This is a genomic window from Ensifer sp. R1-3, from assembly GCF_056739175.1.
Genome location: NZ_CP096515.1, coordinates 3,211,571 through 3,237,303, shown reverse-complemented (window position 1 = coordinate 3,237,303; position 25,733 = coordinate 3,211,571). Strand labels below are relative to the sequence as shown.

Below are 25,733 nucleotides of genomic sequence, written 5' to 3'. Positions count from 1 at the left end.
GCGTCCATGAAGGAAATCTCCTGCAAGCTCCTGGTTCTCGGCGCCGGACCCGGCGGCTATGTCGCGGCGATCCGCGCCGGCCAGCTCGGCGTCAACACGGTGATCGTCGAGAAAGCGAAGGCGGGCGGCACCTGCCTGAATGTCGGCTGCATTCCGTCGAAGGCGCTGATCCATGCGGCGGACGAATATCACAGGCTGCGCGCGACTGCCTCGGGCAAGAGCCCGCTCGGCCTTTCCTTGAGTGCTCCGGCGATCGACCTCAGGCGAACGATCGCCTGGAAGGACGGCATCGTCGGACGGCTGAACGGTGGGGTCACGGGGCTCCTGAAGAAGGCGGGCGTCAAGGCGGTCATCGGCGAAGGGCGATTCGTAGACGGCAAGACGGTGGATGTGGAAACGGAAACCGGGCTTCAGCGCATTCGGGCGGAAGCAATCGTAATCGCGACCGGTTCGGCGCCGGTCGAGCTTCCCGACCTCCCCTTCGGCGGAAGCGTCATTTCCTCGACCCAAGCGCTGGCACTGACGGACGTGCCGCAGACGCTCGCGGTCATCGGCGGCGGCTATATCGGTCTCGAACTCGGAACCGCCTTCGCCAAGCTGGGCTCCAAGGTCACCGTGCTCGAAGCGCTGGACCGGATCCTGCCGCAATACGATGCCGATCTCTCGAAGCCGGTGATGAAGCGGCTCGGCGATCTCGGTGTGGAGGTCTTCACCCGCACCGCGGCCAAACGGCTCTCCGCCGATCGGCGGGGCTTGCTTGCCGAGGAGAACGGCCGCGCCTTCGAGGTCCCGGCGGAGAAGGTCCTCGTCACCGTCGGCCGCCGGCCCGTGACGGATGGCTGGGGGTTGGAGGAAATCGACCTCGACCGCTCAGGCCGCTTCATCCGCATCGACGACCAATGCCGCACCTCGATGCGCGGCGTCTATGCGATCGGCGACGTGACCGGCGAGCCGATGCTTGCGCACCGGGCGATGGCACAAGGCGAAATGGTCGCGGAAATCGTCGCCGGGCATAAGCGGAGCTGGGACAAGCGCTGCATTCCGGCGGTCTGCTTCACCGACCCGGAAATCGTCGGCGCCGGCCTCTCGCCGGAAGAGGCGCGCGCCGCCGGCATCGACGTCAAGATCGGCCAATTTCCCTTCCAGGCGAACGGCCGCGCCATGACGACGCTCTCCGAAGACGGCTTCGTGCGGGTCATCGGCCGCGCCGACAATCACCTGGTCCTCGGCATCCAGGCTGTCGGCCATGGCGTTTCGGAACTTTCGGCGACTTTTGCGCTGGCGATCGAGATGGGCGCGCGGCTGGAGGACATCGCCGGCACCATACATGCGCATCCGACCCAATCGGAAGCCTTCCAGGAGGCAGCCTTCAAGACGTTGGGGCACGCCCTTCATATTTGAAGCGACGCCCGAACCCCTCCCGCGCGCCGGCTTCATCCCTCGGGGACCCAACCGCCTCAACCTCCTTCGGTCGGGATTGCCCCTCAACCGGCTGCCGCCACCTTCTCCCCGCAGGCGGGGAGAAGGGACAAGCGGCGCCAACTGAATCCCGCATTCCCCGCCCGTTCGAGGGAGCGAGCGGGCGCGGCATATCCCTTCTCCCCGCCTGCGGGGAGAAGGTGCCGGCAGGCGGTTGAGGGGGTGGGTGACCGCTACTGCATGTTTACAGCCACCTTTGCGCGTCTGATAAGACGCGCGGCGCTGTAATGCCAATGTTGGCAAGGATTGACGATCACCCCATCCGTTCCGAGGCGTAGGAACCCGGGCTCGGCGGGAAGACGACGACGCGGTTGCCGTTGATGAAGCAGCGGTGGTGGATATGGGCGTGCACGGCCCGGGCCAGCACCTGGCTTTCGACGTCGCGGCCGATCGAGACGTAATCCTCGGCCGACTGCGCATGGGTGATGCGGGCGATATCCTGCTCGATGATCGGGCCCTCGTCGAGATCGGCGGTGACGTAATGGGCCGTCGCGCCGATCAGCTTCACGCCGCGCTCATAGGCCTGCTTGTAGGGGTTCGCCCCCTTGAACGACGGCAGGAAGGAGTGGTGGATGTTGATGATCTTCCCCGACATCTTCTTGCAGAGCGCATCCGAAAGCACCTGCATGTAGCGGGCCAGCACGATCAGTTCGGCGCCGGTCTGCTCGACGACGTCCATCAGCTGGGCTTCGGCCTTGGGCTTGTTCTCCTTCGTCACCTTGATGTGGTGGAAGGGGATGTCGTGGTTGACGACCACCTTCTGGTAGTCGAAGTGGTTGGAAACGACGCCGACGATGTCGATCGGCAGCGCCCCGATCTTCCAGCGGTAGAGAAGATCGTTCAGGCAATGGCCGAAGCGCGACACCATGAGCAGCACCTTCATGCGCTCCTCGGAATCGCGGATCTCCATCATCATCTCGAAGCGCTTGATCACCGGCTCGAAGCCTTCGCGCAGCTCTTCGAGCTTGGCGCCATCCTGGCTGATGAAGGTGAGGCGCATGAAGAACAGGCCCGTCTGGAAATCGTCGAACTGCGAGCTGTCGCTGATATAGCAGCCCTTTTCGGCGAGATAGCCGGTGATGGCGGCGACGATGCCGCGGGTGGATTTGCAGCTGACGGTCAGCACATAGCTCTTCATCGATGAATCTCTCGTTTTGAGGTGTTCCCACGCGCCCCCTTACACGGGCAGTCGCGCAAAAACTAGCTTGGCGATCTGCGGCCCGCCGATCCATTCGCGACATCGGCTTGGCGGAACAGGCCACACGAGGTCCGGAATGACGAAATCGTATCCCGACGGGGATCTAAGGTTTTGCGCGGTCGGGATGCGCCCTCTGGAAGGCGTCGATGCCGGCGCAGCGGCGATCTATGGCGACCAGAAGCGGGCAGGCCGAAAGATCGACGTCCCAGCGCCGCGCATTATAGATCTGGGGCACAAGGCAGAGATCCGCCATCGTCGGACGATCGCCATGGCAGAATGCACCGGTCGCGGGGTGGTCCAGCATACGCTCGAAGGCAGCGAGACCCTCGCCGATGAATTTCTGCATCCACTCGCGCCGCGCGGCCTCGCCGTCGCCCGCGCCCGCCATCACATGGGCGACGACGCCAAGATTGCAGACGGGATGGATATCCATCGCCACGGCATAGGAAAGCGCGCGGACGCGTTGCCGGTCGATGGGATGGGCCGGGAGGAGACCCGTCCCATCCCGCGTCTCCGCGAGATATTCGATGATGGCGAGCGACTGGGTGAGGCGCTCGCCGTCGATGTCGAGCACCGGCACCAGTCCCTGCGGATTCCGGGCGAGATGCTCCGGCGCGCGATGAGCCTTTGCGAGCAGGTCGACCGGGACGGAGCGATAGGCTTCGCCGCACAGGTTGAGGGCGATCCGCACCCGGTAGCTCGCCGACGAGCGCCAATAGTCGTAAAGCACGGTTTCGTTCGCCACACCCGTCTCCACCCTGCCCGGCCTCAGCCGCGCTCGTATTTTCCGACCTTCTGTTCGATGGCGCCGAAGATCGAATGGCCGGTGCGATCCTTCATCTCGATGCGGACGACATCCCCGAATTTCAGGAATTGCGTTTTCGGCGCCCCGCCTTCAATCGTCTCGATCATGCGCAATTCCGCGATGCACGAATAGCCGGCCCCGCCTTCGGAAACCGGCCTGCCCGGCCCGCCCTCGAGCTTGTTGGAAACGGTGCCCGAGCCGATGATCGTGCCGGCCGAAAGCGGCCTCGTTCGCGCGGCGTGCACGATCAGCTGCGGGAAATCGAAGGTCATGTCGATACCGGCATTGGCCCGCCCGAAGGGCTCGCCATTGAGATCGACGTGAAGCGGCAGATGCAGCTTCCCGCCATCCCAGGCTTCGCCGAGTTCCTCCGGCGTCACCGCGACTGGCGAGAAGGCGGAGGACGGCTTCGATTGATAGAAGCCGAAGCCCTTGGCGAGTTCTCCGGGAATGAGGCCCCGCAGGGAGACGTCGTTGACGAGCATGACTAGGCGGATCGCGGCCTTTGCTTCATCGAGCGTCGCACCCATGGGCACGTCGTCGACGATGACAGCGGCTTCACCTTCCATATCGATGCCCCAGGCATCGTCGGCCATCAGGATCGGATCGCGTGGGCCGAGAAAACTGTCGGAACCGCCCTGATAGATCAGAGGATCGGTCCAGAAACTTGCCGGCATCTCGGCATTGCGCGCCTTTCGGACAAGCTCGACATGATTGACATAGGCCGAACCGTCCGCCCACTGGAAGGCACGCGGCAGCGGCGAGGCTGCGTCGTGCTCATGGAATCGCATGGTCGGCTGCGCCCCGGTCTCGATCCCCTCGGCGACGCGCTCCAGCCGCGGACCCGCATGCGCCCAGTCGTCGAGCGCAGCCTGCAGCGTGCGGGCGATATGACCCACCTCGGAGCAGCGGGTCAGGTCTTTCGAGACCACGACGAGCTTGCCGTCGCGGGTGGAATCTTTCAGCGTCGCGAGTTTCATGGAGTGGTGTTCCCGATGCGTTGTTGATCCTCGCCGGGCGGCGCGGATATTTGCAGCATGTCACGGTTCGGCGGCGGAAGTCACTTGATTCCAGGCGTGCCGTCGAATTTCCGTTCGAGGCCGGACCAGCAATCCATGTAGTCGTCCTGCAGCGTGTCGAGCTCTGCGGCAAACGTCGTCAGCTGCTGAGGGAAGCGGGTCTCGAACATGAAAGCCATGGTGTTGTCGAGCTTCACCGGCTTCAGCTCGCCGTTGGAAGCCTTCTCGAACCCGGAGAAGTCCGGCCCGTGCGCCAGCATCATGTTGTGCAGGCTCATGCCGCCCGGAACGAATCCTTCCTCCTTCGCATCGTAGCGCCCGTAGATCAGGCCCATGAACTCGCTCATGATGTTGCGGTGATACCAGGGCGGGCGGAACGTATGTTCGGCGACCAGCCAGCGGGGCGGGAATATGACGAAGTCGACATTGGCCGTCCCCTCCTCTCCCGAAGGCGCCGTCAGCACCGTGAAGATCGACGGATCGGGATGGTCGAACAGGATCGCGCCGACGGGCGAGAAGGTCTTGAGGTCGTATTTGTAAGGCGCGTAATTGCCGTGCCAGGCAACGACGTCGAGCGGCGAATGGCCGATCTCGACCATATGGAACGAGCCGCACCACTTCACCTGTACCCGGCACGGCGTTTCCTTGTCCTCGTAGGCGGCGACCGGCGTCTTGAAGTCGCGCGGATTGGCAAGGCAATTGGCGCCGATCGGGCCGCGATCCGGGAGCGTGAACTTCGCGCCGTAATTCTCGCAGATGTAGCCGCGCCAGACCTTCTCCTCTCCGAGGCGAGTGACCTTGCACATCATGCCGCGCGGTATGAGGCAGATCTCGGACGGCTCCACGTCCATCCTGCCGAGTTCGGTGAAAACCTGGATCGCGCCCGTTTCGGGAACGATCAGCAACTCGCCGTCGGCGTTGAAGAAATAGTCGTCCACCATGTCGGCATTGAAGGCATAGGCATGCGCGGCCATGCCGGCTTGCGTCAGCGCGTCGCCCGCCGTCGTCATCGTGCGGATGCCTTGAAGGAAGTCCAGCGCTTCCGAGGGAGCCGGCAAAGGGCTCCAGCGCAACTGCCCGAGCGCCAGGGAATGCTCGCCCACATGCGGCGCTGTCTTCCAATGCGGATAGTCGATCCTGCGGAAGCGTCCGGTGTGGCGGACGCTCGGTCGGATCCGGTAGAGCCAGGAGCGCTCGTTGGTGCCGCGCGGCGCGGTAAAGGGCGAGCCGGACAGCTGTTCGGCATAAAGGCCGTAATTGCATTTCTGCGGGCTGTTCTGCCCCTGCGGCAGCGCTCCGGGCAAGCTTTCCGTCTCGAAGTCGTTGCCGAATCCAGGCATATAGCCGGCTGCGCGCTGCTGACCCGAACCTGCCCGCCGCTGTTTTTCCGCCTTCTCCAACATGGCTTGAGCCTCCTCATTCCTTCGCTATATTAGTTACAAGCGTAACTGTCAGTTTTGTAACTATCAAGGAAGGAAAGCCATGGCCGAGGAGCGATTCGAACTGGAGAACTTCCTGCCCTATCGGCTGAACCGGGCGGCGGAATTCGTCGCCCTCCGTTTTGCCGCACAATACAAAGCGCGATACCAGCTGACGCGCCCGGAATGGAGAACGCTTGCGGCACTCGGCAGCTCCCGCCGCAGCATGACGGCAACCGAAATCGGCGCGCACTCCACCATGCACAAGACGAAAGTAAGCCGCGCGGTCTTCAGCCTCGAGCAGCGCCGCTGGCTGAAGCGCGAGGAGGACGGGCGGGACCGCCGTTTCGAGCATCTGGCGCTGACGCCGGCGGGCCGGCAGGCCTATAGGGAGCTGACCGAGCTTGCGAGCGACTATCAGGCGGAGCTGCATTCCGTGCTTGGGGCAGAGAATATGGAGGCGCTCTCGCAGGGCCTGGGCGCCGTGGAGCGGGCGATCAATGACCGCTAGCAAAGGTGCGGACGGTTAACGCTTACCCCTTCATCCGCGCCGGTATCGGCAGCCCCTCGAAACTCTTGAGCGTCTCCAGTACGATCGATGTCTTGACGTGCTGCACGCTGTCATGCGGCAGGAGCACCTCGTTGACGAAGCGGGAGAGCCCGGCAAGATCCGGCGTCACGACGCGCAGATGGTAGTCCATTTCACCGGTCAGCGCGTATGCTTCCAGCACCTCCGGCAGAGCCGAAACGAGATTGGCGAAACGCTTGGCATTGTCGCGATTGTGCGTGGCCAGCGTGACCGAAATCACCACCATCAGATCGAGCCCCAGCTTCTGACGGTCGATCTGCGCCTGATAGCCGGTGATGAAGCCTTCCGCCTCCAGGCGCGTACGCCGGCGCGAACATTGCGAAGGCGACAGCGCGACGCGCTCGGACAATTCGTTGTTGGTCAGATGACCGTCGCGCTGCAGTTCGCTCAGGATCTTGAGATCGAATCCGTCAAGCAGCTCCATTCATGCACCCTCAAACGCTTCTCTGCACAATTCATGCGTCGATCCTGCTGAATCGCGCAAGAATACAAGCACCATGCATCGAAACTGCGCCATAATCCAGCAGAGTTTGGAGGATAAGAGGAGACTGACGATGGGCCCGTTCCCACATGACGCACCGCCCCCCGCGATTTCGGCAGAGAACCCCGCCGGGACGGACGGTTTCGAGTTTGTGGAGTTCGCCCACCCGGAGCCGGAGAAGCTTGCGGAGCTCTTCGGCCGTATGGGCTATACGCCGGTCGCCAGGCACAAGACCAAGGACATCACCGTCTGGCGGCAGGGCGACATCAACTATGTCCTGAATGCGGAAGCCGGATCGCATGCCATGCGCTTCGTCGGCGAGCACGGGCCCTGCGCCCCGTCGATGGCCTGGCGCGTCGTCGACGCGAAGCATGCTTTCGAGCACGCCGTTGCCAAGGGCGCCGAAGCCTATACCGGCAACGACAAGTGCCTGGACGTGCCGGCGATCGTCGGCATCGGCGGCTCGCTTCTCTATTTCGTGGAAGCCTACGGCGAAAAGGGATCTGCCTATGACGCCGCGTTCGAATGGCTGGGAGAGCGTGATCCGAAGCCGGCCGGCGTCGGCTTCTACTATCTCGACCACCTGACCCACAACGTCTATCGCGGCAACATGGACAAGTGGTGGGCCTTCTATCGCGAACTGTTCAATTTCAAGCAGATCCATTTCTTCGACATCGATGGCCGCATCACCGGCCTCGTCAGCCGGGCGATTACCTCGCCCTGCGGCAAGATCCGCATTCCCCTGAACGAATCGAAGGACGACACGAGCCAGATCGAGGAGTATCTGAAGAAGTACAAAGGCGAAGGCATCCAGCACATCGCCGTCGGTACCGAGGCGATCTACGATGCGACGGACAAACTCGCCGAAAACGGCCTGAAGTTCATGCCGGGGCCGCCGGAAACCTATTATGAAATGTCCCATCAGCGCGTTCACGGACACGACGAGCCGATCGACCGGATGAGGACACACGGCATCCTGATCGACGGCGAGGGCGTGGTGAATGGCGGCATGACGAAGATCCTGCTGCAGATCTTCTCGCGAACGGTGATCGGTCCGATCTTCTTCGAATTCATCCAGCGCAAGGGCGACGAGGGCTTCGGCGAAGGCAATTTCCGCGCATTGTTCGAATCGATCGAAGCCGACCAGATCCGGCGCGGCGTCCTTGGCCACGAGGCAGCGGAATAGCGGCTGCTGATGTCCAGTATGGCCGGAAACATAGAGCTGCCGGGCGGCGCCGTAGAGACGCCGCGCGGCAGCCTTGTCTTAGGGTCGAACGGTCAGTTGCGCCAGCGCGTCGGCGAGGGCGTGAGGGAAGGGCCCATGCCTCCGTCGTTTCTGAAATAGCGCGAGGCCGCCTCGGTGCGATTGCGCACGTTCATCTTCTTGTAGATGTTGCGCACATGCACCTTGACGGTGTTTTCGGACAGTCCGAGGCGATCTGCGATGATCTTGTTCTGCGTGCCCATGCAGATGAGATCGAGAATCTGGATTTCGCGTGTCGTAAGGACGACCTGGCCAAATCCTTTCCTGCGCTCCGGATCGACATTTTCAGAAGCCGTCTCGTTCCGGGTGGCGAGGTCCCGCTCTCCAGGATTCTTCGGCGCGAGGCGCCTGAGCAGTGCGGCGGGAAAATGTTCGCCGCCCTTCATCAGGAGGTCTATGGCGGTGAGGCAGACATCGAGGTGGAGATTCAGGGGCAACACACCGTGGATCATCCCCTCCTCGACCAGGTGCGAAACCGACGCGTCGAGCCCTTCCGCGTTGTCGACCAGCAGGCCGATCGCCGCTTTCGGATGAAACTCATGGATCATCCTGATGATCGACGGAAAGTTTGCCGTCGGCACGCGGTAGAGCATGACCAGCGTCACATCTACGAGGTTGCCGTCCAGAAGGCTGTCGGCGTCCGAAAGCCGCACCACTTCCCGGTCCTGAAAACGCGCGCCGATCGCCTGGGTCAGACACTCGGCGAAGAGGTCCGTCCTGGCTAGCATGACTATTTTGCTTTTTTTCGGTAATACACTTTTGCTGTCTTCGAACCCGCCCAACCCCGAACTCGCACGATACATTATCCCCTCCTCGGACTTCCCCTTGGTTTTTACGGGTTTTTTACCCATGTGGAGAAAGGCCCGCGTTGTGAAAATTGCTTGGATAAAAAAAATTTCTGGAAAAAAAGAATTTATGTTGGCTAATGTATCGTAAATATGGGGGATGTAAAACCGCCCAAAAGGATTAGGTGGCGGCCACAATCCTGTCTAAATCGTTCAAGAACGAACCAATTTTGGGCGAATCCGCGAAATTCGTACGGGATCGGCAACGCCACTCGCGCCTTTCGCCGGGCCCTCGGTTTTGAGGGGTGCCGCACCTTACGCCTCGTCAGTCCCGCGAAGTTCTTCGCAGTAACTCGGACAAGTATTCGCCACTCCGTTTGACGAGGTCGATACTCACATCGGATTATCGCGAAGGTAATGCGGGCCGCGGCCAATACACTCGATCGGGTGCTGACGCAGGTGGCCGGCGCACTTTCCGCCACGGATTCCTGCAGCCGGCCTTCACTCCCGCGTTCCAAGCGGGCCCCGGCAAACGACCTGCACGACTCCGATCAACATTCTCGAGTATTTTCAGTTTCTTAGCGCAGCGGCTGGATCAATGTATATGCACAGGCATGGCGAGGGAAGCGCGAGCTGCGCTCGAAACGAGCGCTTCGGTTGCGGCGCATCGAATATAAGGCGAAAATTCCGAGGCGGCCGGTGCCGAGTCTCATAACCACAATAGGTAGCTTTCACTCAGCAGCGTTCCAGATCACACTCCAATGGTCGCACCAACATTTTGTGCGTCTTCGGTCGTTGTTTCGCGTAGAAGATCGGAAGTATAGATACTTACGTTTATATGCCAAATCTTATGACTATGAATTTATCATACGTATAAATTTAGGCGCTTAGTATCGCGCCAAAATGACATTGCAAGCAGAGACGGAAGATTTCATTTCCGCTAAACCGCCAAAAGAGCCAGCGCCTCAAGAATCCTATAAAAGATGAAGGGTTTCGGTGCTGGCTCCCCCTCTTATGAGGAAGTGCTTATGCCCGATTCCTCACAGAAGAATCTTGGGCTCCACGACAACTTCAGTGCCGATGACGAGCTGAAGACGGGTGCGCTTGCCGATGGCGTAGCGACGAACACGTCCAGCAGGTCGGTTGCCGGTGGCAGCACCAGTCTCACCGAGACCGCCGGGGGCGACTTTGCCTTCTCCCTCGGCGACGGCTTTTCCTTTTCCCTTGACGTCGACAATGTTCTGGGCAATGGCGCCAGCATCTACGAAGCCGGGTTCAGCCTCGCCCAGGCCAATAGCCTCGCCGATCAGGACCGTGCTTATGACGTCAGCAAGAGCGGCAATGCCGATCCCGGCGCAGGTAGCGGAGAACCTGGTGCCGACGGCCTCGCCCCGGATGGTTGGGATCTCAAGGGCGAGGATGCGTCCCACCCCTCGACGGAGACGCCGCCAGGCCCCGTAAATCCGGACTTCCACCACGAAATCGTCCAGGGCGCGAACCTTCTCAGCAACGCCGACGTCAGCACCATCGTTGGCGATCCGGGCGTGATCCCGGCGGGGTCGGATGGCGACGTCGAATGAATTACCGGATGCTCCGGCCGTGCAACGGGGAAGACCGATCGCGGGCGAACGCCCGCACGTTTCCTTCACTCGTATCCGTTTGAAGAAAAAAAGAGGTCGAAGGCACCCTTTGCTGCGGAAAGGGGAAGGATCGGACAATGCACTCGGAGAAGATCAACGAGATCGTTGCGCATTTCATAGGGCTGTTCAACACGGCTATCGATGACGCGCGTATAAGATTTGAATACCTGCAGGGATATGAAACCCCGAAGACTGTGCAAAAGGAAGATTCCGACTACGTACAATCGCCTGATTTCCGGTCTGACTTCGCGTTGAAAAGCTACGATCCCGATATCTCCTACGAACTCCGGGCTTACGACATCGCCCGGCTCGACTCCGCCGATCATGTCGCCCCGTCACGGCATCACCTCGACCAACCGGCCGGCGCGGCGCAAGCCGGACAGGTGGATGTCCGGTCCCGGGAGGACCACGGCATCTCCGGCAACGGCCCCGAAGCGTCGGGTACGATGCCTCCTGCGGGTCCCGACCCGGTGTTCAGCCATATCTATCAGGCAAGCACCCTTCATGACGACGATGTCGTGAACCTGACCGGCATGCTTGTGGAACCGCGCAACCTGACGCATGTCGACCAAACGCTCGAGGATTTTCTCGCGGAAGCCCTTGAAGCCTCGCCCTTCGCGCAGATCGGCGCCGCCGATGCGCTCGCCTCTTTCGCCGCAGGGGTGGCGAACCTTGAAGCACTTGCCTCCATGGCGGGCACCAGCCAACAGGCCGTTCCGGCCGCGCCCGCGACAGGCGGACCGGAGAACCTTCCGCAAGCCGCCTCTCCGGACGAACTGGTGAAGAACGAGTCGGGCGATGCCGTTCTCATCGCAGAGCGCATTGAAGGCACCTATGTCAACGGCACCCGCGCCGAGACCGCGCCGGAACTGCGCGACAATCTTCCCGGGCGAGAGCACACCGCGCACCCCGCCGAGACGCCCCTCGACAAACCGCTTCAGAACGGCGACCTCGACATCGACGCGGGGACCAATGTCGTCGCCAATGTTGCCAGCGTCGTCGGCACTGCCGCGGCCGCACCCGTGACCGCCGTGATGGGCGACTACCATCAAATCGATGTCATCTCGCAATCCTACGTCTATGCCGACAGGGACACGCTCGACGGCGCGATCTCCGGTACATGCGCGACGATGACCACGACCGTCGCACTGAACATAGCAAGCTTCGGGGGAGGCGAATCCGGGGCGAGCCTTCCCGGGGAACCGGAGATTCCGGCCGAATCTCCGACATCCCCAAAAAACTGGCAGGTGAATGTCGTCGAAGGCGACCTTTCCCTCGTCCATTGGATCGAGCAGTACAACTTCGTCAGCGACAATGACAGGCTGACCGTCACCAGGACGGGTGCGGAGACGACCGTACTCAGCGGCGGCAACACGGCAGTGAACGTCGCATCGTTCCTCGGCATTGCCGAGCATTACGATCTGGTCCTCGTCGGCGGCCGGCTGGTCGATCTCAACGTCATCAGCCAGATCTCCATCCTCTACGACAATGACGAGATCGCAGGCATATCCGCCGGCAAGGGCATCGCGCTGGACACGGGCGGCAATCTCGTCTGGAACATGGCCTCGATCGAAAACGTGAGCTCCGGCGTCCGCTTCGAGGCAATGCCGGACTACTTTCATGAGGCCGCCGACCAGATGCGCGAGGGCGACGGTACATTGCCGGACGAACTCCTGCGAGACCATGATTTCGAGGGCTATGCCGACCTGCACATCCTGTTCATCACCGGCAATCTCTACGACATCACGATCGTCCAACAGGTCAGCATTCTCGGCGACGCCGATGCCGTCTCGTATGCCGCCGGCAAGGTGCTCGAAGATGGATCGGACGCCTCGGTCACGGTGCATACGGGAAACAATGCCGTCGTCAATGTCGCCGAAATCATCGACTTCGACGGTTCCAGCGGGACGACCTATGTCGGAGGCGGATCCTATTCCGACGCGGTGCTCATTCAATCGGGAATAGTCGACGGGATGCCGGACCTTCAGCGGGAAAGTGGCGGTCTGACGACCGAACTCATCGCCTTTATCGGCGAGGATACGGCGCAGCAAGGCAAAGACATGGACGGCGATGTCGGCACCGACCAGTCCGGGAGCCAGTGGAGCGACGTCATGCATACGATACTGGCTTGAAGCCGATCCGCTTCGAGCCCTTGGGACTGCACAGGTTCGAGCGGAAGACCCGTTGGACGGTTCGAACCGAAACGACTTCAAGCGCAAGCGCAGGGGAGCGAGCATGAACGACATGTCGAAGTGGTATGCCGGGCGAGGCAAGCCGCAGCGCCACGATGTCGCACGGCTGGAGCTGCCCGGGACGGCCGAAGCCGAGGCTGTCACACGCTTCGGAAAGCGGTCAGGGTCGGACGGAAAGGCAGCCGCGGCAAGCTTCTCGGAGCGAGAGCAAGCATCGGCATCGACCGATGCGTGCCGCAACGAGGGCGAGGTTCCCAAGGTGGGACGACGGCAACCCCCAGGGCTGCCGCGAACGATCGACAATGATCCGGGCCCGATGAAGCAAGGCGACCTTCGCCCGGTTGAACCGAGCGCAATGGGTGAAGGGCAAGCGAGCGAAAACGGCGGCGGCCGGAGCACGCTTCACAAGCGCATGGGACCGGCGAACTTCGCCGCCAGCCTGCACAACGGCATGGCCGCTGTCCGGCGCAACATGCTGATCGTCATCGCTTTCACCCTGGCCATCAATGTCCTGGTCCTGGCCATCCCGATCTATCTGTTCCAGATATCCGACCGGGTCCTGACCAGCCGCTCGCAGGACACGCTGGTCATGCTGACGATCGCCGTGCTCGGCGCCGTGGCGCTCCAGGTTATTCTCGACGCGATCCGCCGCTTCATCCTGATGCGCACCGCCGTCGAAATCGAGGTCCAGCTCGGCACACCGATCCTCAGTGCGGCAGCCCGAGCCTCGCTGCACGGAAGCGGCCGGGACTACCAGATATTGGGCGACCTGCAGCAACTTCGCGCCTTCATCACCTCCGGCACGCTCACCGCTTTCCTCGACGCTCCGCTGACACCGCTCTTCGTGATCGTGGTCTACCTCATACAGCCACAACTCGGCATGATCGTCATCCTGTGCTGTACGGTTCTCTTCGTCATCGCCTATCTCAATCAGAAGGCGACCACAAAACCGTTCAGCGAAGCCAATGCCTCGCTCGGCCGGGCCAATTTTCATCTCGACTCGATGGCGCGCAACGCCCAAATCATCAATGCCATGGCGATGATTCCGGAAGCGGTGAGGATGTGGGGCCAGGAGACGGCGGCCTCGCTCAAGGCGCAGGTCTACGCTCAGGACCGCAACATAATGTTCACCGGCGCCTCCAGGGCCGTGCGGATGTTCACCCAGGTGGCACTTCTCGGCTGGGGAGCGCATCTGGCGATGGAAGGGCAACTGACCGGCGGCATGGTGATCGCCGCTTCGATCATTGCCGGGCGTGCGCTCGCGCCCGTCGAAGGGGCTATCGAAGGCTGGAACCAGCTCAATCACTCGCGTGCCGCCTATCAGCGCATCAGGCAGCTCTTGCTCACCTCGCCCTTGAACTTCCCGCGGCTGCGCCTGCCGAAGCCGGAAGGCAGGCTCGACGTCGAGCGCATCCTCTTCGTCCCGCCGCCGCAGAAGCGGGTGATCCTGAACGGCATCTCCTTTTCGCTGGCAAAGGGGGAATCGCTTGCGGTCATCGGCAATTCCGGCTCCGGCAAGACCACTCTCGGCAAGATGCTGGTCGGTTCGATTCTGCCCACGTCCGGCAGTGTCCGCCTCGATCTCATGGACCTGCGCAACTGGGATCAGCGCCAGTTCGGCGAAAGCATCGGCTACCTTCCCCAGGACGTCCAGCTCTTCCCGGGTACGATCAAGGCCAATATCTGCCGCATGCGCGACGATGTCGACGACAGCTTGGTTTATGAGGCGGCGGTGCTCGCCGACGTGCACGAACTGATCGCAACCTTTCCGCAAGGCTACGAGACCGTGGTCGCCGCTGACGGCGCCCCGCTGTCGGGCGGTCAGAAACAGCGCATAGCTCTGGCGCGCGCCTTCTTCGGCAATCCGAAATTCGTCGTCCTCGACGAGCCGAATTCGAACCTCGACAGCAATGGCGAGGCCGCACTTGCCCGCGCGCTGTTGCATGCCAGGAAGGAGGGCATCACCACCGTCACCATCACGCAGCGCCCTGCTCTCCTGCAATGTGTCGACAAGATCATGGTGCTGCACGAAGGCACCGTGGCGATGTTCGGCGCCCGAAACGAGGTGCTCGCCGCGCTTGGAGCAAAGGCCGAAGGCGACCGCGGGCAATCCCGCATTCACGGAGAGTGACGATGCAAAGCGACAAGCGGAGCGGCGAACCTCGAAATCCAGCGGAGTGGTATGCCGAGGTCCCCCGTTCGATCCGGTTCCACACTCTGCTTGGCCTGGCGCTGATCGCGATCTCCTTCGGCGGCTTCGGCTACTGGGCTTTCGCGGCACCGCTCGCCGCGGCAATCATCGCGCAGGGAAGCTTCGTCGCCAACGGCAACAACAAGATCGTCCAGCATCTGGAAGGCGGCATCATCGAGGAACTGCTGGTCGCCGAGGGCGACAAGGTCAAGGCCGGCGACATTCTCGTGAAGCTCGACCAGACGGTCGCCCGGGCCAACGCACGTATGCTCAACCTCAAGCGCCTCCGCCTGGAGGCAGTCGTCGGGCGGTTGAGGGCGGAGGCGGTGGGCGAAGACGCCTTCAGCGTACCCCAAATTGTCGCCCGACAGGCCGACGATCCCGACGTTCGCGCCATCATGGAAAGCCAGAACGTCAATTTTCAGAGCAAGAAGATCAAGCTGCGCGACCAGCTGAACCTGATCGACCAGAACATCCGTTCGCTCGAATTCCGGGCCAGGGGATACGCTCTGCAGCAGGCATCGTTCAACCGGCAGCTGGAGATTCTCAACGAGGAGCGGGAGGCCAAGAGCAAGCTCGCCGACAAGGGCCTGATCCGGCGCCCGGAACTCATGGCGTTGGACCGCGCGATCGCTGACGCGATCGGCGAGATCGGCCGGCTCGAATCCGAGGTCAAGGAGAGCTACACGCAGATCGACCGCTACCGCCAGGAGGCGGTCATCGCCGTCAATACCAACAAGCAGGCGGCGCTCGACGGCCTCGAAGCGGCCGAGGCCGATCTCGACAGCGTACGCGAGCAGGTTCGGGAGGCGTCCGAAGTGCTCGGCCGCGCCACCATCCGTTCGCCTGTCGACGGCACCGTCGTACGCAGCTACTTCCATACGGCCGGCGGCGTCATCGCAAGCGGAAAGCCGATCATGGAGATCCTGCCCGCCAATGTGCCGCTGATCATCGAGGCGCAGCTGCTGCGTACCGCCATCGATCAGCTCAAGGTCGGCGAGGACGCGACGATCCGGCTTTCGGCACTCAATCGCCGCACGACGCCGGTGCTGAAAGGCAAGGTCTTCTACGTCTCGGCGGATTCGATCGAGGAGGAAGTAGCCGGCGGCCAGCAGCGCGACGTCTATATCGTGCGCGTCGAAGTGCCGGCGAGCGAGATCGGACGCATCCACGGCTTCCACCCCGTGCCCGGCATGCCGGCCGAGGTGCTGATCACCACCTCGGAGCGCACCTTCTTCGAATATCTGACGAAGCCCATCACAGACAGCATGTCGCGCGCGTTCAAGGAGACCTGAATGCAGGACATCGATGGAAGCCGGTTTCGATCGGCGGAAAATGCAATTGCGCAAATCCGGTCCTGGCGCATCATTCTCGGGACCGCTTGGAGATCGCCATGGCGGCTGCACAGGATGTGCTTTTGCTCGTTGGTCGCCTGAACTACGTGTGGACCAACACCGAAAGCCTGCTGATCTACGTGATCGCCCACCTTCTGGGGGTGGAAAAGGACGCGGCCATCGTCGTTTTCCTGACGCTGAACACGACCCGCGCGCGTATCGATCTGACAGAGCGTCTGGCGAAGCTGCCGCGGATCCCCGTGGCGACTCGCGACGAGGTGCTCGCCATAACCCTGCGCCTGAAGCAGCAATCGAAGATGCGCAACAAGTACAATCACTGCATCTACTCCGTCGACGAGCAGGGCGAGATTTCGAGCACGCAGCTGATGCGGCTCGTCGAAGGCGAGAAGGATGTGCGCTACGGCAAGGTCGAGCAGCTCGATGCCCGCGAGATGGCGCGTCTCGACAATGCGGTCCGCGAGATCACCGATATCAGCAAACGTCTGTGGACGTTCATTCGATCGAGACCGAACTTCGACGAGCGCTCCATATAGGGGAGCAGCCGAATACCGGCACTCGGTGGTTGTCCTGCGCAGTTGGACGGTGTATACTGAATAGAAGCATTATTATATTCAATTATTCACTAACGTAACGATTTTGGCGAGTATCGAGTATACTGCCTCAAAGAGGCGACAATGACAGTCCACGTTATCGACTGCATCGAAGAATTTAAAAAAAATCATAGAAACTGGAACAAGATATATCGTTCAGATCCGGAAGCGCACGCTTTTCTCTCCTGGCCCTGGCTGCAGGAATACCTTCCGCACCGCGAGAGGTGGCTCATTCTGGCCTGGAAGCACCGCGCCGCCGGAAAACGGTACGACGCGTTCTTGCCGCTCGAGCTGGCGACCTCTCAGGACGAGGACACGGGACTCTTCGTCGACGAAATCCTGATGATCGGCAATCACGGAACCGGACGCACCGGTTTCCTCTGCACACCTGGCCTTGAAAGCGAGGCGGCAGACGCATTCGCCGGCATCCTCGCTTCCGAAAACTGGACAAGCATCCGGTTCGACCGTTGCGGCGCGGCCTCGGCGCGGCTCGACCGGTTGCTCGATGCCTTTCCGGAAGGGGAGTTTGCGCGCGTCGACACCGCCGACGAGGGAGAGAGGATCGACGCCTGCGGGCGTCGCCTCCGCAGTATGCTTCTCAGAACCCTCACGGGCAGGAACCTGCGCGACTGTCTCAATCGCCGCAGCCTCGGCATCGTATTGGAGCGGGCGGTGGCGCTGCACGCCTTCGGCGACTTCGACGGAGCCGAAGCGGGGTATCGGCAGCTGATCCGCACCGTTCCGGGACATATCGAGGCACGCTGTCGCCTTGCGCATCTCTTGAGCGACGTTGGCGACTATGTGGAGGCGGAGCATCTCTATCGCACTTTGCTGCCGGCGGTGCCGAACGCGGACGACGTTCTCCACTGGCTCGGCGACACGCAAATGGCGCAGGCATCCTACCGCAAGGCGGGCAAGACGTTTCAAGAGCTGCTTGCCCGCTATCCGCATCGAGGCATCCTGCGCTACAAACTCGCGGTCGCGCGCTTGGCTTCAGGCCAAAGGGATGCCGCTATCGCCACCTTCCAGAGCTTCCACGACATCGTATCCGATGACGCGAACCACTTCCTCTGCAAGACAAGGGCACAGGAGATATTGATCCGCCTGATGGGTGTCGCCGGCATGGAGGAGCAGGAACAGGAGACGCAAGCGCACGAGGATGCGAATCGGTTGACGGCAGCTGCGCAGCCGCTCCTGACACCTCTGCTGCCCGCGGGCTCATCGGCCCATCTGCATGCGACACCGTCGATATATGGCTGGAAGGCCTCGAAATTGAAGCACTGAAGCCGGATCCTGTTTGCACCCCGCCACAGCGGCGCGCCCTGCCGGGGCGCGCGCAGTCGCTGTGAACGAGTCCAACAGAAAACCGCACGCACTCCCGCTCTGCCTTATGAACGCTTTTGAATGATGCCGTAGACGACGTTACGGTTCGCACCGAACTGCACGCGCGCTTCGATGGCTTCCCTGTCAGCGCTGGCATGGATGATCTGCCACATGTCGAACTCCGATCGAAGCAGCAGCGCCCAGTTCATGAAAGTTTCCATGTAGCCGTCGACATGGATGTCGCGCGCGAAATTGGCAAAGAGGAAGACCCCGTTCGGCTTCAGCATTTCCAGGCATCTGCGCGTGAGCTTCACCGCCACCTTTTCGGTAAGGTAATCGTAAAGCCCGGCGGCGTAGATGAAATCGAACTGGCCGAGCTCCTGTGACCTGGTGAGAAGACTTTTGACCGACCCGTCGACTGCCTCGATGCGTGTTCCCATGAAGTCGCGCGCGATCGAACCGACGCTCAGCGGATCCTGATCGAGGGCGACCCACCGTTTCAGGCTTCCCTCCCGCAAGGCTGCCGAGCGGTTGGCCTCGCGCAGGTGCCCGGCCGCGATCGTCAGGATCTCGGCCTCCCCTCCCCGTGTCGCCGCAATCTCATCGACATGGCGCGTCAGCAGGTCGCGCCGCTCCCGCACGGCCACCGAAGACGAGGCCTCCTTGGTGTAATCGTAGAGCGCTCGCCCGAGCGGCGTGGCCTTTGCGACCTCCCCGGCAATGCTCGGATGTCCATAGATGAAGTCGAGCAACTGGGCGTCGCCGGAATAACCTCGGGGCTTTTCGAACGACCAGCGCGTAAACGGGTCCTGCAGGAAGAAGTCCGATACCGCGTGATTCTGCACCAGTGGTATCAGCTCCTGCCAGACGCTCGGCTGATACTTGTTGCGCGCCTCATGAAGAGACCCGGCAATCCTATGTATTATCTCCGCAGGGTCTCGCCTTTGTCCGAACTGTTGCTGCGCGATGTTCAAAATCAGCGCAATCTCGGCCTTTCCTGTCGCCAGCTGTTCTTCGTAAAACTCGATTCTCTGGGAATTGAATTCGGTTGCGATGGCGGCGGGCGTAATGAGGCTCTCGCCGTCTAGTACGATCTGAAATTGGCTCACGCGTTACTCATCCGTTAACTGTTTGTTAACATTATGCGCAGGACGCGGCACCGCGCCAGCCGGGTTTCAAGTTTTCGAATAATATGGTTAATAAAAACAGCCATTGGATTGTTTCAATACACTATTGAACGCTCTTCTGATCTTTGCCAATTCAGCAAAACTTAATTTGCCTCGACTATTGTGCCGGATGTTTCTGGCTGTCTTCGTAGGGCTTGTTGGGATTGGATGGGGCGTGAAACGACAAGAGCGGGATAAGGAAAAGTGTGTGCGGTTTTCCGCCCGCGCCCCGCGTCTCAACTTTTTAGAATCGATCACGTTCATGGTTTCAGGTCGATCCGATCTAAATCATCGTGATCCAGGACGCGCCGATCGCCGCAAGGAGTTTCAGCCTCGCGGCGGGCGGCGCAAAGCGATTGGGATCGGTGCATGAGGCACACGTTGGCCGAGGTAATTGAGATCGATCTGCAGGCGCAGCCGCCCAGACTGCAATCTGTAGAGCTGCAAGCGCTCTACCGGAGAGAAGGCGAAGTCACGCGCCGGATGGCAAGCCGCCAGGGCCTCTGGGTGGCCGTGGCCGTCTATCTGCTGTTCGCGGCCACGGATATCCTGCTCGTTCCGGATGTCGCGTTTTATGCAATCCTGGCACGCCTTGCGGTGGGCGCTACGGCGATTGCCGCCATCGAGATATTGTTTCGGCTGGATGCCGAGACGAAGTGGTTCGATCTCACCTGCGCAGGGGCACTCGTGGCGGGCTATTGGGGTTGGCTGTTCCCGTCGCTGATGACCAGCCAGACCGAGAGTATTTCCTATTACATGATTTTTGGCGCGATATTCATGATGGGCGCCAATCTATTCTTCAGTTTTCACTTTCGCCTGTCGGTCGTAACCTCGGGAATCGTCCTCGCCACGTTCTTTCTCGCCTTGATTTTCTATATACCGAAAAGCGTGTCCTATCAGGTCGCCTTCGGAACCTTCTACGTCTCGTGCTTCGTCTTCACGTCCTATGTGAACTGGAAGCTCAACCGGGAGCGCTACAAGGTCTTTCTCAATGCCTTCGAGGCGAAGATCCAGCAGAAGGAAGCCTCGGACCGCGGAAAAGCGCTGCTGCGGCTGTCGCATACCGATTCGCTCACGGGCCTCGACAACCGTCGCGCGGTCGACCAGAAGCTCCGGGACTATTGGAGCGACTGGCAAAGAGGCGGGAAGAGCTTCGCAGCAATCCTGATCGACGTCGATTTCTTCAAGAGGTACAACGACTTTTACGGCCATCAGGAAGGCGATCGCTGCCTCGTTCTCGTTGCCAATGCACTGAAGGAGTCGATCGCGCCCTACGATGGCTCGATCGGCCGTTATGGCGGCGAGGAATTCATCGTGCTCGCACGGCTGAAGACGCGGGAGCAGGCTGCGGATCTGGCGGAAGCCGTACGGCACAGCGTCGAGACGCTCGCGCTGCCGCACGAACAGCGCCGCGACGGCATGTCGATCGTGACGGTGAGCGTCGGCGCGGGTTTCACCCGGAACCAGATCGGTTCGAAGCTCGAGAGGCTGATCCATGAAGCGGATCGCGCTCTCTACGGGGCAAAGGCCAACGGCCGCAACTGCGCGCGCCTCTTCGATCCGAACGACCCGCAAAGCAGCGACGAAAGCGAGAACATCGCCGCGCTCCTGAAAATTGCGATCGACCAGAATCTCGTCTCACTCGTCTATCAGCCCATACGTGACGTCGCCACCGGCCGGGTGGACGCGGTCGAGGCATTGATGCGGCTCAAGATGCTGGATGGCACGTCCGTCCCTCCGAGCCTCTTCGTGCCGATTGCCGAGAGGACCGGGGCCATTCTCGATCTCGGCCGCTGGGTCATAGGCATGGTGTGCCAGGAACTCCTGGCAAGCGAGCATGTGCCCGTCGTCAGCGTGAACGTCTCGCCGATCCAGCTCAGATCGCCAGGCTTCGCAGCTTCGGTCGCGGCCATTCTCGGCGAAACCGGAGTGGCCGGCAGCAGGCTTGCCTTCGAAATCACCGAGGGGCTCGAGATGGAGATGCATTCCGATATCCTGCGTTGCATCGCCGATTTGAAGACGCTGGGCATCAGAATATGGCTCGACGACTTTGGAACCGGCTTCGCCGGCCTGTCATGGCTGCGCCTGATCGACTTCGACACGGTGAAGATCGACCGATCGTTCCTTCACGATTGCGACACGCCCAAGGGCAAGGCGATGCTCAGGGACATTATCGGCCTGGTGCGAAACCGCGGGCACAAGATCCTGGTCGAGGGTGTCGAGACGGAGGAACAGCTCGCGCTCATGCGGCAATTCCGGATCGACCACGTCCAGGGCTTCCATGTGGGGCGACCCGCGCCTGCGCGAAATTTCCAGACCCCTCCGCCGACGGACAAACGCCGGAGCCGCGCGAGGCCGCATTAGATCACGATGTTTTTAGGGTCGGGTCGACCTAAAAGCATGAACGTGACCGATTCCAAGAGGTGGAGACGCGGGATGCGGGCGGAAAACCGCACACACTTTTCCTCATCCCGCTCTGATTGGGCCGACCGGCAAGGGCGGAGGGAAGGACGCTTCCCTCAAGATCTTCGCAACCGCTGTGCGACCCCGGATCGCTATTTCCGCGCGAGGCTGAAGGAAAAATGGCTGCCGCGGTGGTAGTCGACGGAATAAACGACCGGCACGCCGCTCGCATTGAAACAGGTCTCGCGGATCAGCAGCGCCGGCCCGAAATCCCGCAGATCGTTGCGCTCCACCACGTCCTCCGGAAGCATCACCGCCGTGACCGTAGCAGCGGACATGCGCGGCCGGTGTCTATACTGGTCGAGCAGATCGAGCAGCGAGCCGCCCCATTCGATGTCATAAAGGCGGCTCGGAATGATGCTGCGCGGGATGTAGTCGAGACAATAGAGGATCGGCTCGTCCTTGTGCAGACGCAGACGCTCGAGACGGATGACACGTTCGCCGCTTGCGAGCCGCAATTGCCCCGCCGTGACCGCGTCGGGCATTTCCTCGGCGATCGAGAGTACCTTGTTGACGGTCGCATAGCCGTAATGGCGCGTCATGTCGGTGACGCTCTCGAAGACGGTGATCGGCCTTTCGACATGGACCGCAGACGCCGCCGAAACGAACCGGCCGCGGCCGTGTTCGACATAGATGACGCCATCCTGTTCCAGTAGCTTCAATGCCTCCCGCAGCGCCGGGCGGGATATCCTGAAACGCTCCGTCAGCTGCGCCTCCGTCGGAAGCTTGTCGCCCGGAGCGAGCCCCTGCTCCCGGATCAGATCGGCGATGCGGTCGCGAAGCTGTATGACCAGGGTGCGCGTGTCGCGAAGGGGCTCGGGCAATTCCTCTCTCCCAATGACGGCAAAATATGATCCTTCTTGTCTGACAAATCCAGGAAGGTCAAGGGACAGCTCTTCTAGCTTATACCCTTGCTGGAACTCGCTGGCAGAAGGTGCATTCGGCCGATTATCTCCCTTGACATTTTCATGCGATGTTGTCAGTTGTCTTACAACATTGTTGACACCAGCCGGCGATCGCCACCACCTGTCGAGAGAGAACCATGCTGAATTTTGACGAACAGAGATTCCTACGCATCCAGTCGGGCGCCGTCGCCCTGCGTCAACGCCTGGACGACGTCGTCGTCTCCTGCCTTGAAAAGGGTGCGGAGAACGTCTTTTTCCTCGGGACCGGCGGTGCCGCCATTCTCATGCAGCCGGCCGCCCAGTTGCTCCAGCGCAGGTCGCGCTTTCCGGCCTTCATCGACCTGCCGGCTGAGCTCTTCATTACCGGTTCGGTCAACCTGACGGAAAAGTCGATCGTCGTCATTCCCTCGCTCTCCGGCACGACCAAGGAGAGCGTGGCTCTTCTCGCAAAGGCGAAGGAGGCCGGCGCGACGGTCCTGTCGCTGGTGGGTCACGAGGAAACGCCGCTCGGCAAGGGCGGCGACCATGCCTTCGTCAACTTTGCCGAAGACGACACGTCCTGCGAGTCCTTCTACCTGCAATCCCTGTTCATCGCGCTGTCGATCATGCGTCACCGCGGCGAGATCGAGAACTACGACCAGATCGCCGGTGAACTGGAAAGACTTCCTGGGCTTCTCCTCGAAGTGAAGCGCGATTACGAGGGCAAGGCCGAGACCTTCGCCCGCGTTCTGGCGGGCTCCGACTACCACATCGTCACCGGCGCCGGAAACGCCTGGCCCGAGGCCTTCTACTACGGCATGTGCATCCTCGAAGAGATGCAGTGGATCCGGACACGCCCGGTCCATGCCTCGGACTTCTTCCATGGAACGCTCGAGCTCGTGGAAAAGGGCGTCAGCGTCATCCTCTTCAAGGGCGAGGACGCGCTGCGGCCGCTTGCCGACCGGGTGCAGAATTTCGCGCCCAACTACACGGACAGGCTGACCGTGCTCGACACGGCCGACTTTGCGCTGCCCGGCATTTCGCAAGAGGTACGCGGCCTCGTCTCGCCGATCGTTCTCGCAACCGTGCTCGAGCGCATCAGCGCACACCTCGAAGTGATGCGCAACCACCCGCTGACGACGCGGCGTTACTACAAGCGCGTGGCCTATTGAGCATGGACGCCCGATAAACTAGCACGGCCGCAATTGCTTCCGCATTCGCGGCCGTGACGCCGCAGGACAAGAGATCGCCATGACTTCCTTCCGATTTGCCGCAGTCGGCGACAATTGCATCGACCGCTATCGCGCGCCACTTCGCCAATCCTATGTCGGCGGCAACGCGATCAATGTCGCCGTTCAACTTGCAAGGCTCGGCCACGGCTCCTTCTATTTCGGCGCCGTCGGCCGCGACTCCGACGGCGCCCAGGTTCGCCGCCTGCTGCTTGCAAACGGCGTCAATGTCGATCACCTGCTCGCGCGCGACACCAACACGGCCTACACAGATATCGACGTTACGCCTGCCGGCGACCGCATCTTCGTCCATGAAGACTTCGGGGCCTGCGCCGGATACCGCCCCGATGCCGGCGAGATCGAGCTGCTGAAGACCATGGACCATGTGCATATCGGCTGGCTGGACGACGGCGGCCTGTTGCGCCGTGCGCTATCTGCCGCAGGCGTCAGCGTCTCCCAGGACGTCTCGGTCAATGCGGCAGCCGCAGATCTCGAAGTCGACGGCCTTTCGATCGCCTTCGGATCGGCCGGCGAGGACGAAACGAGTGCAGAGAGGCTGACCGGCGAATTTCTCGCGCGCGGAGCCCGCCTCGCGGTGGTCACGCGTGGTGCGCTCGGCTCGCTCGCGAGCGACGGCGCCGAGGTTGCGTCCGCGGGCATTCGTGCGGTCGAAGTCGTCGACACGACCGGCGCCGGCGACAGCTTCATCGCCGGCTTCATCGCCGCCCGCCTGGAAGGGCGCGCCCTTGCCGCATGCCTCGAGGCCGGCAGGGACCTGGCCGCGGATACATGCACGCATGTCGGCGGCTTTCCGCAGGAACCGCAGTCGATCTGACGGCGCGGCGAATGGGACGGATTACTCCTATACCTCGCCCCCTCCCAACAATGACTCCAGCAACGTATGACGCGGAGACGCAAAGGGATTGACGACTGTTACGCCGCCCGATGTGAAGCCATCCTGAAGGTCTTCGGACAGCAGCAGCCGGCAACCGGCCTGCGAGGCGGCGGAAAGGATCACCGCATCCCAGATGCCGAAATGATGATCGGTTGCGAGGTCGGCCGCCGCCACCATGATTTCGGGCGAGGTCCCGACGATCGAAAAGGCGTCTCGCCAGCCTAGAATGGCCTCGCGGGCGTCGGCCCGTGACCTTCCTGCCTTGCGCACGAGAACATTGAACAGTTCTCCAAGCACCTGAACGGGAATGACGGCAGCCTCCTGCGGCAGATTGCGCACCAGTTCCAGAACGATATCCCGCTTCTCGATACCGTTGACGCCCTCCGCATAGGCGAGGACGTTGGTGTCGAGCGCGACCCTCACCGCTCGTCCTCGTAAAGCTCATCGCGGGTCCAGTGCCCGGCAATCACGGCGGGCTGACGTTCGAGGCGCGACAGCAGCGCTGTTCGCGCACCGGAAACCGCGTTATCGCTTTTGGCAGCGGGAACGATGCGCGCGACAGGCCGTCCGTGGCTCGTCACGACATAGCTGTGCCCCTCCCGCACGCTGCGCAGGATAAGAGAAAACTTGCGGTTGGCATCCGCTGCCGAAACGGCTTCTTCCACGGCAATACCTCATCAGTAGTTATATTGCCTACAATAATGGAAGGCGACGCGCTCCGCAACGTCATATGATCGGTATCGCCAGCCAGTGCCTGCCTCGGCCCG

General features: G+C 61.6%; 22 protein-coding genes. 12 read left to right on the top strand and 10 right to left on the bottom strand.

What is annotated here, in order from left to right; genetic code table 11:
* Positions 1 to 6 precede the first annotated feature (6 nt).
* Positions 7 to 1,401 carry a dihydrolipoyl dehydrogenase gene (gene lpdA / locus M1D43_RS15365; RefSeq protein WP_153313069.1) on the top strand — a complete coding sequence of 465 codons (1,395 nt, stop codon included), beginning with the start codon at positions 7 to 9 and terminating at the stop codon, positions 1,399 to 1,401.
* A gap of 331 nt (positions 1,402 to 1,732) precedes the next feature.
* Here lpdA and purU read toward each other — a convergent pair whose 3' ends face one another.
* The 4 genes from purU to hmgA all read right to left on the bottom strand — a co-directional run bounded on the left by purU (position 1,733) and on the right by hmgA (position 5,904).
* The gene (purU, locus tag M1D43_RS15360; protein ID WP_003536756.1) at positions 1,733 to 2,617 is read right to left on the bottom strand and encodes a formyltetrahydrofolate deformylase; all 885 of its coding nucleotides are present in this window, start codon (positions 2,615 to 2,617) and stop codon (positions 1,733 to 1,735) included.
* Positions 2,618 to 2,780: 163 nt separating this feature from the next.
* Positions 2,781 to 3,434, bottom strand: a complete 654-nt coding sequence (gene maiA / locus M1D43_RS15355) for a maleylacetoacetate isomerase (protein ID WP_318853662.1) — start codon at positions 3,432 to 3,434, stop codon at positions 2,781 to 2,783.
* An 11-nt stretch (positions 3,435 to 3,445) separates the two neighbouring features.
* Positions 3,446 to 4,462, bottom strand: a complete 1,017-nt coding sequence (locus M1D43_RS15350; RefSeq protein ID WP_003536759.1) for a fumarylacetoacetate hydrolase family protein — start codon at positions 4,460 to 4,462, stop codon at positions 3,446 to 3,448.
* Positions 4,463 to 4,542: 80 nt separating this feature from the next.
* Positions 4,543 to 5,904: a homogentisate 1,2-dioxygenase gene (gene hmgA / locus M1D43_RS15345; protein ID WP_153313488.1), complete on the bottom strand. Its 1,362-nt coding sequence runs from the start codon at positions 5,902 to 5,904 to the stop codon at positions 4,543 to 4,545.
* Positions 5,905 to 5,983: 79 nt separating this feature from the next.
* Between hmgA and M1D43_RS15340 the strand changes: the two genes are divergently transcribed.
* Positions 5,984 to 6,430 carry a MarR family winged helix-turn-helix transcriptional regulator gene (locus tag M1D43_RS15340; RefSeq protein ID WP_010970303.1) on the top strand — a complete coding sequence of 149 codons (447 nt, stop codon included), beginning with the start codon at positions 5,984 to 5,986 and terminating at the stop codon, positions 6,428 to 6,430.
* A 22-nt stretch (positions 6,431 to 6,452) separates the two neighbouring features.
* Here M1D43_RS15340 and M1D43_RS15335 read toward each other — a convergent pair whose 3' ends face one another.
* On the bottom strand, positions 6,453 to 6,932 hold the full coding sequence (locus M1D43_RS15335) for an Lrp/AsnC family transcriptional regulator (protein WP_003536762.1): 480 nt from the start codon (positions 6,930 to 6,932) through the stop codon (positions 6,453 to 6,455).
* Positions 6,933 to 7,062: 130 nt separating this feature from the next.
* Between M1D43_RS15335 and hppD the strand changes: the two genes are divergently transcribed.
* Positions 7,063 to 8,175 carry a 4-hydroxyphenylpyruvate dioxygenase gene (gene hppD, locus M1D43_RS15330; protein ID WP_153313489.1) on the top strand — a complete coding sequence of 371 codons (1,113 nt, stop codon included), beginning with the start codon at positions 7,063 to 7,065 and terminating at the stop codon, positions 8,173 to 8,175.
* A gap of 92 nt (positions 8,176 to 8,267) precedes the next feature.
* Here hppD and M1D43_RS15325 read toward each other — a convergent pair whose 3' ends face one another.
* On the bottom strand, positions 8,268 to 9,056 hold the full coding sequence (locus M1D43_RS15325; RefSeq protein ID WP_013844875.1) for a helix-turn-helix transcriptional regulator: 789 nt from the start codon (positions 9,054 to 9,056) through the stop codon (positions 8,268 to 8,270).
* Between the two features lie 1,010 nt (positions 9,057 to 10,066).
* Here M1D43_RS15325 and M1D43_RS15320 point away from each other — a divergent pair.
* The 6 genes from M1D43_RS15320 to M1D43_RS15295 all read left to right on the top strand — a co-directional run bounded on the left by M1D43_RS15320 (position 10,067) and on the right by M1D43_RS15295 (position 18,290).
* Entirely contained in the window at positions 10,067 to 10,618 is a 552-nt protein-coding gene (locus M1D43_RS15320; protein WP_010970305.1) for a hypothetical protein, read from the top strand.
* Between the two features lie 137 nt (positions 10,619 to 10,755).
* Positions 10,756 to 12,810 (top strand): hypothetical protein, encoded by a 2,055-nt coding sequence (locus M1D43_RS15315; RefSeq protein ID WP_153313490.1) that lies wholly within the window; start codon positions 10,756 to 10,758, stop codon positions 12,808 to 12,810.
* A gap of 103 nt (positions 12,811 to 12,913) precedes the next feature.
* Positions 12,914 to 15,001, top strand: a complete 2,088-nt coding sequence (locus M1D43_RS15310; RefSeq protein ID WP_192923416.1) for a type I secretion system permease/ATPase — start codon at positions 12,914 to 12,916, stop codon at positions 14,999 to 15,001.
* A 2-nt stretch (positions 15,002 to 15,003) separates the two neighbouring features.
* Positions 15,004 to 16,356: an HlyD family type I secretion periplasmic adaptor subunit gene (locus M1D43_RS15305; RefSeq protein WP_003536776.1), complete on the top strand. Its 1,353-nt coding sequence runs from the start codon at positions 15,004 to 15,006 to the stop codon at positions 16,354 to 16,356.
* Positions 16,357 to 16,454: 98 nt separating this feature from the next.
* Positions 16,455 to 16,949, top strand: coding sequence for a hypothetical protein (locus tag M1D43_RS15300; RefSeq protein ID WP_003536777.1), 495 nt, complete (start codon positions 16,455 to 16,457; stop codon positions 16,947 to 16,949).
* A 141-nt stretch (positions 16,950 to 17,090) separates the two neighbouring features.
* Positions 17,091 to 18,290, top strand: a complete 1,200-nt coding sequence (locus M1D43_RS15295) for a tetratricopeptide repeat protein (protein WP_107608448.1) — start codon at positions 17,091 to 17,093, stop codon at positions 18,288 to 18,290.
* A gap of 104 nt (positions 18,291 to 18,394) precedes the next feature.
* On the opposite strand, the gene M1D43_RS15290 is transcribed toward M1D43_RS15295, so the two are convergent.
* Positions 18,395 to 19,438, bottom strand: coding sequence for a class I SAM-dependent methyltransferase (locus tag M1D43_RS15290; RefSeq protein ID WP_003535701.1), 1,044 nt, complete (start codon positions 19,436 to 19,438; stop codon positions 18,395 to 18,397).
* A gap of 426 nt (positions 19,439 to 19,864) precedes the next feature.
* Here M1D43_RS15290 and M1D43_RS15285 point away from each other — a divergent pair, with 426 nt between their 5' ends.
* On the top strand, positions 19,865 to 21,859 hold the full coding sequence (locus M1D43_RS15285; protein ID WP_028004498.1) for a putative bifunctional diguanylate cyclase/phosphodiesterase: 1,995 nt from the start codon (positions 19,865 to 19,867) through the stop codon (positions 21,857 to 21,859).
* Positions 21,860 to 22,050: 191 nt separating this feature from the next.
* On the opposite strand, the gene M1D43_RS15280 is transcribed toward M1D43_RS15285, so the two are convergent.
* Positions 22,051 to 22,782 carry a GntR family transcriptional regulator gene (locus M1D43_RS15280; protein WP_003535703.1) on the bottom strand — a complete coding sequence of 244 codons (732 nt, stop codon included), beginning with the start codon at positions 22,780 to 22,782 and terminating at the stop codon, positions 22,051 to 22,053.
* 218 nt (positions 22,783 to 23,000) lie between these two features.
* On the opposite strand from M1D43_RS15280, the gene M1D43_RS15275 reads away from it, so the two are divergent.
* Together M1D43_RS15275 and M1D43_RS15270 are read left to right on the top strand one after the other, a co-directional pair.
* Positions 23,001 to 24,014: an SIS domain-containing protein gene (locus M1D43_RS15275; RefSeq protein WP_153313493.1), complete on the top strand. Its 1,014-nt coding sequence runs from the start codon at positions 23,001 to 23,003 to the stop codon at positions 24,012 to 24,014.
* A gap of 79 nt (positions 24,015 to 24,093) precedes the next feature.
* Positions 24,094 to 24,906 (top strand): fructoselysine 6-kinase, encoded by an 813-nt coding sequence (locus M1D43_RS15270; RefSeq protein ID WP_003535707.1) that lies wholly within the window; start codon positions 24,094 to 24,096, stop codon positions 24,904 to 24,906.
* Between the two features lie 27 nt (positions 24,907 to 24,933).
* Here M1D43_RS15270 and M1D43_RS15265 read toward each other — a convergent pair whose 3' ends face one another.
* Both M1D43_RS15265 and M1D43_RS15260 read right to left on the bottom strand, forming a co-directional pair.
* Positions 24,934 to 25,389 (bottom strand): PIN domain-containing protein, encoded by a 456-nt coding sequence (locus M1D43_RS15265; RefSeq protein WP_127595865.1) that lies wholly within the window; start codon positions 25,387 to 25,389, stop codon positions 24,934 to 24,936.
* Positions 25,386 to 25,631, bottom strand: a complete 246-nt coding sequence (locus M1D43_RS15260; protein ID WP_107608453.1) for a type II toxin-antitoxin system Phd/YefM family antitoxin — start codon at positions 25,629 to 25,631, stop codon at positions 25,386 to 25,388. Before M1D43_RS15260 ends, M1D43_RS15265 begins: the two co-directional genes overlap by 4 nt.
* Positions 25,632 to 25,733 lie beyond the last annotated feature (102 nt).

Excerpts from the sequence above, each read along its gene's own strand:
- M1D43_RS15275 (WP_153313493.1), top strand. The coding sequence starts at position 23,001 with ATGCTGAATTTTGACGAACAGAGATTCCTACGCATCCAGTCGGGCGCC.
- M1D43_RS15325 (WP_013844875.1), bottom strand. The coding sequence starts at position 9,056 with ATGTATCGTGCGAGTTCGGGGTTGGGCGGGTTCGAAGACAGCAAAAGT.
- M1D43_RS15340 (WP_010970303.1), top strand. The coding sequence starts at position 5,984 with ATGGCCGAGGAGCGATTCGAACTGGAGAACTTCCTGCCCTATCGGCTG.
- M1D43_RS15305 (WP_003536776.1), top strand. The coding sequence starts at position 15,004 with ATGCAAAGCGACAAGCGGAGCGGCGAACCTCGAAATCCAGCGGAGTGG.
- lpdA (WP_153313069.1), top strand. The coding sequence starts at position 7 with ATGAAGGAAATCTCCTGCAAGCTCCTGGTTCTCGGCGCCGGACCCGGC.
- M1D43_RS15310 (WP_192923416.1), top strand. The coding sequence starts at position 12,914 with ATGAACGACATGTCGAAGTGGTATGCCGGGCGAGGCAAGCCGCAGCGC.
- M1D43_RS15295 (WP_107608448.1), top strand. The coding sequence starts at position 17,091 with ATGACAGTCCACGTTATCGACTGCATCGAAGAATTTAAAAAAAATCAT.
- M1D43_RS15350 (WP_003536759.1), bottom strand. The coding sequence starts at position 4,462 with ATGAAACTCGCGACGCTGAAAGATTCCACCCGCGACGGCAAGCTCGTC.
- hppD (WP_153313489.1), top strand. The coding sequence starts at position 7,063 with ATGGGCCCGTTCCCACATGACGCACCGCCCCCCGCGATTTCGGCAGAG.
- M1D43_RS15300 (WP_003536777.1), top strand. The coding sequence starts at position 16,455 with ATGGCGGCTGCACAGGATGTGCTTTTGCTCGTTGGTCGCCTGAACTAC.
- M1D43_RS15320 (WP_010970305.1), top strand. The coding sequence starts at position 10,067 with ATGCCCGATTCCTCACAGAAGAATCTTGGGCTCCACGACAACTTCAGT.
- M1D43_RS15285 (WP_028004498.1), top strand. The coding sequence starts at position 19,865 with ATGAGGCACACGTTGGCCGAGGTAATTGAGATCGATCTGCAGGCGCAG.
- M1D43_RS15315 (WP_153313490.1), top strand. The coding sequence starts at position 10,756 with ATGCACTCGGAGAAGATCAACGAGATCGTTGCGCATTTCATAGGGCTG.
- M1D43_RS15335 (WP_003536762.1), bottom strand. The coding sequence starts at position 6,932 with ATGGAGCTGCTTGACGGATTCGATCTCAAGATCCTGAGCGAACTGCAG.
- purU (WP_003536756.1), bottom strand. The coding sequence starts at position 2,617 with ATGAAGAGCTATGTGCTGACCGTCAGCTGCAAATCCACCCGCGGCATC.
- M1D43_RS15270 (WP_003535707.1), top strand. The coding sequence starts at position 24,094 with ATGACTTCCTTCCGATTTGCCGCAGTCGGCGACAATTGCATCGACCGC.
- hmgA (WP_153313488.1), bottom strand. The coding sequence starts at position 5,904 with ATGTTGGAGAAGGCGGAAAAACAGCGGCGGGCAGGTTCGGGTCAGCAG.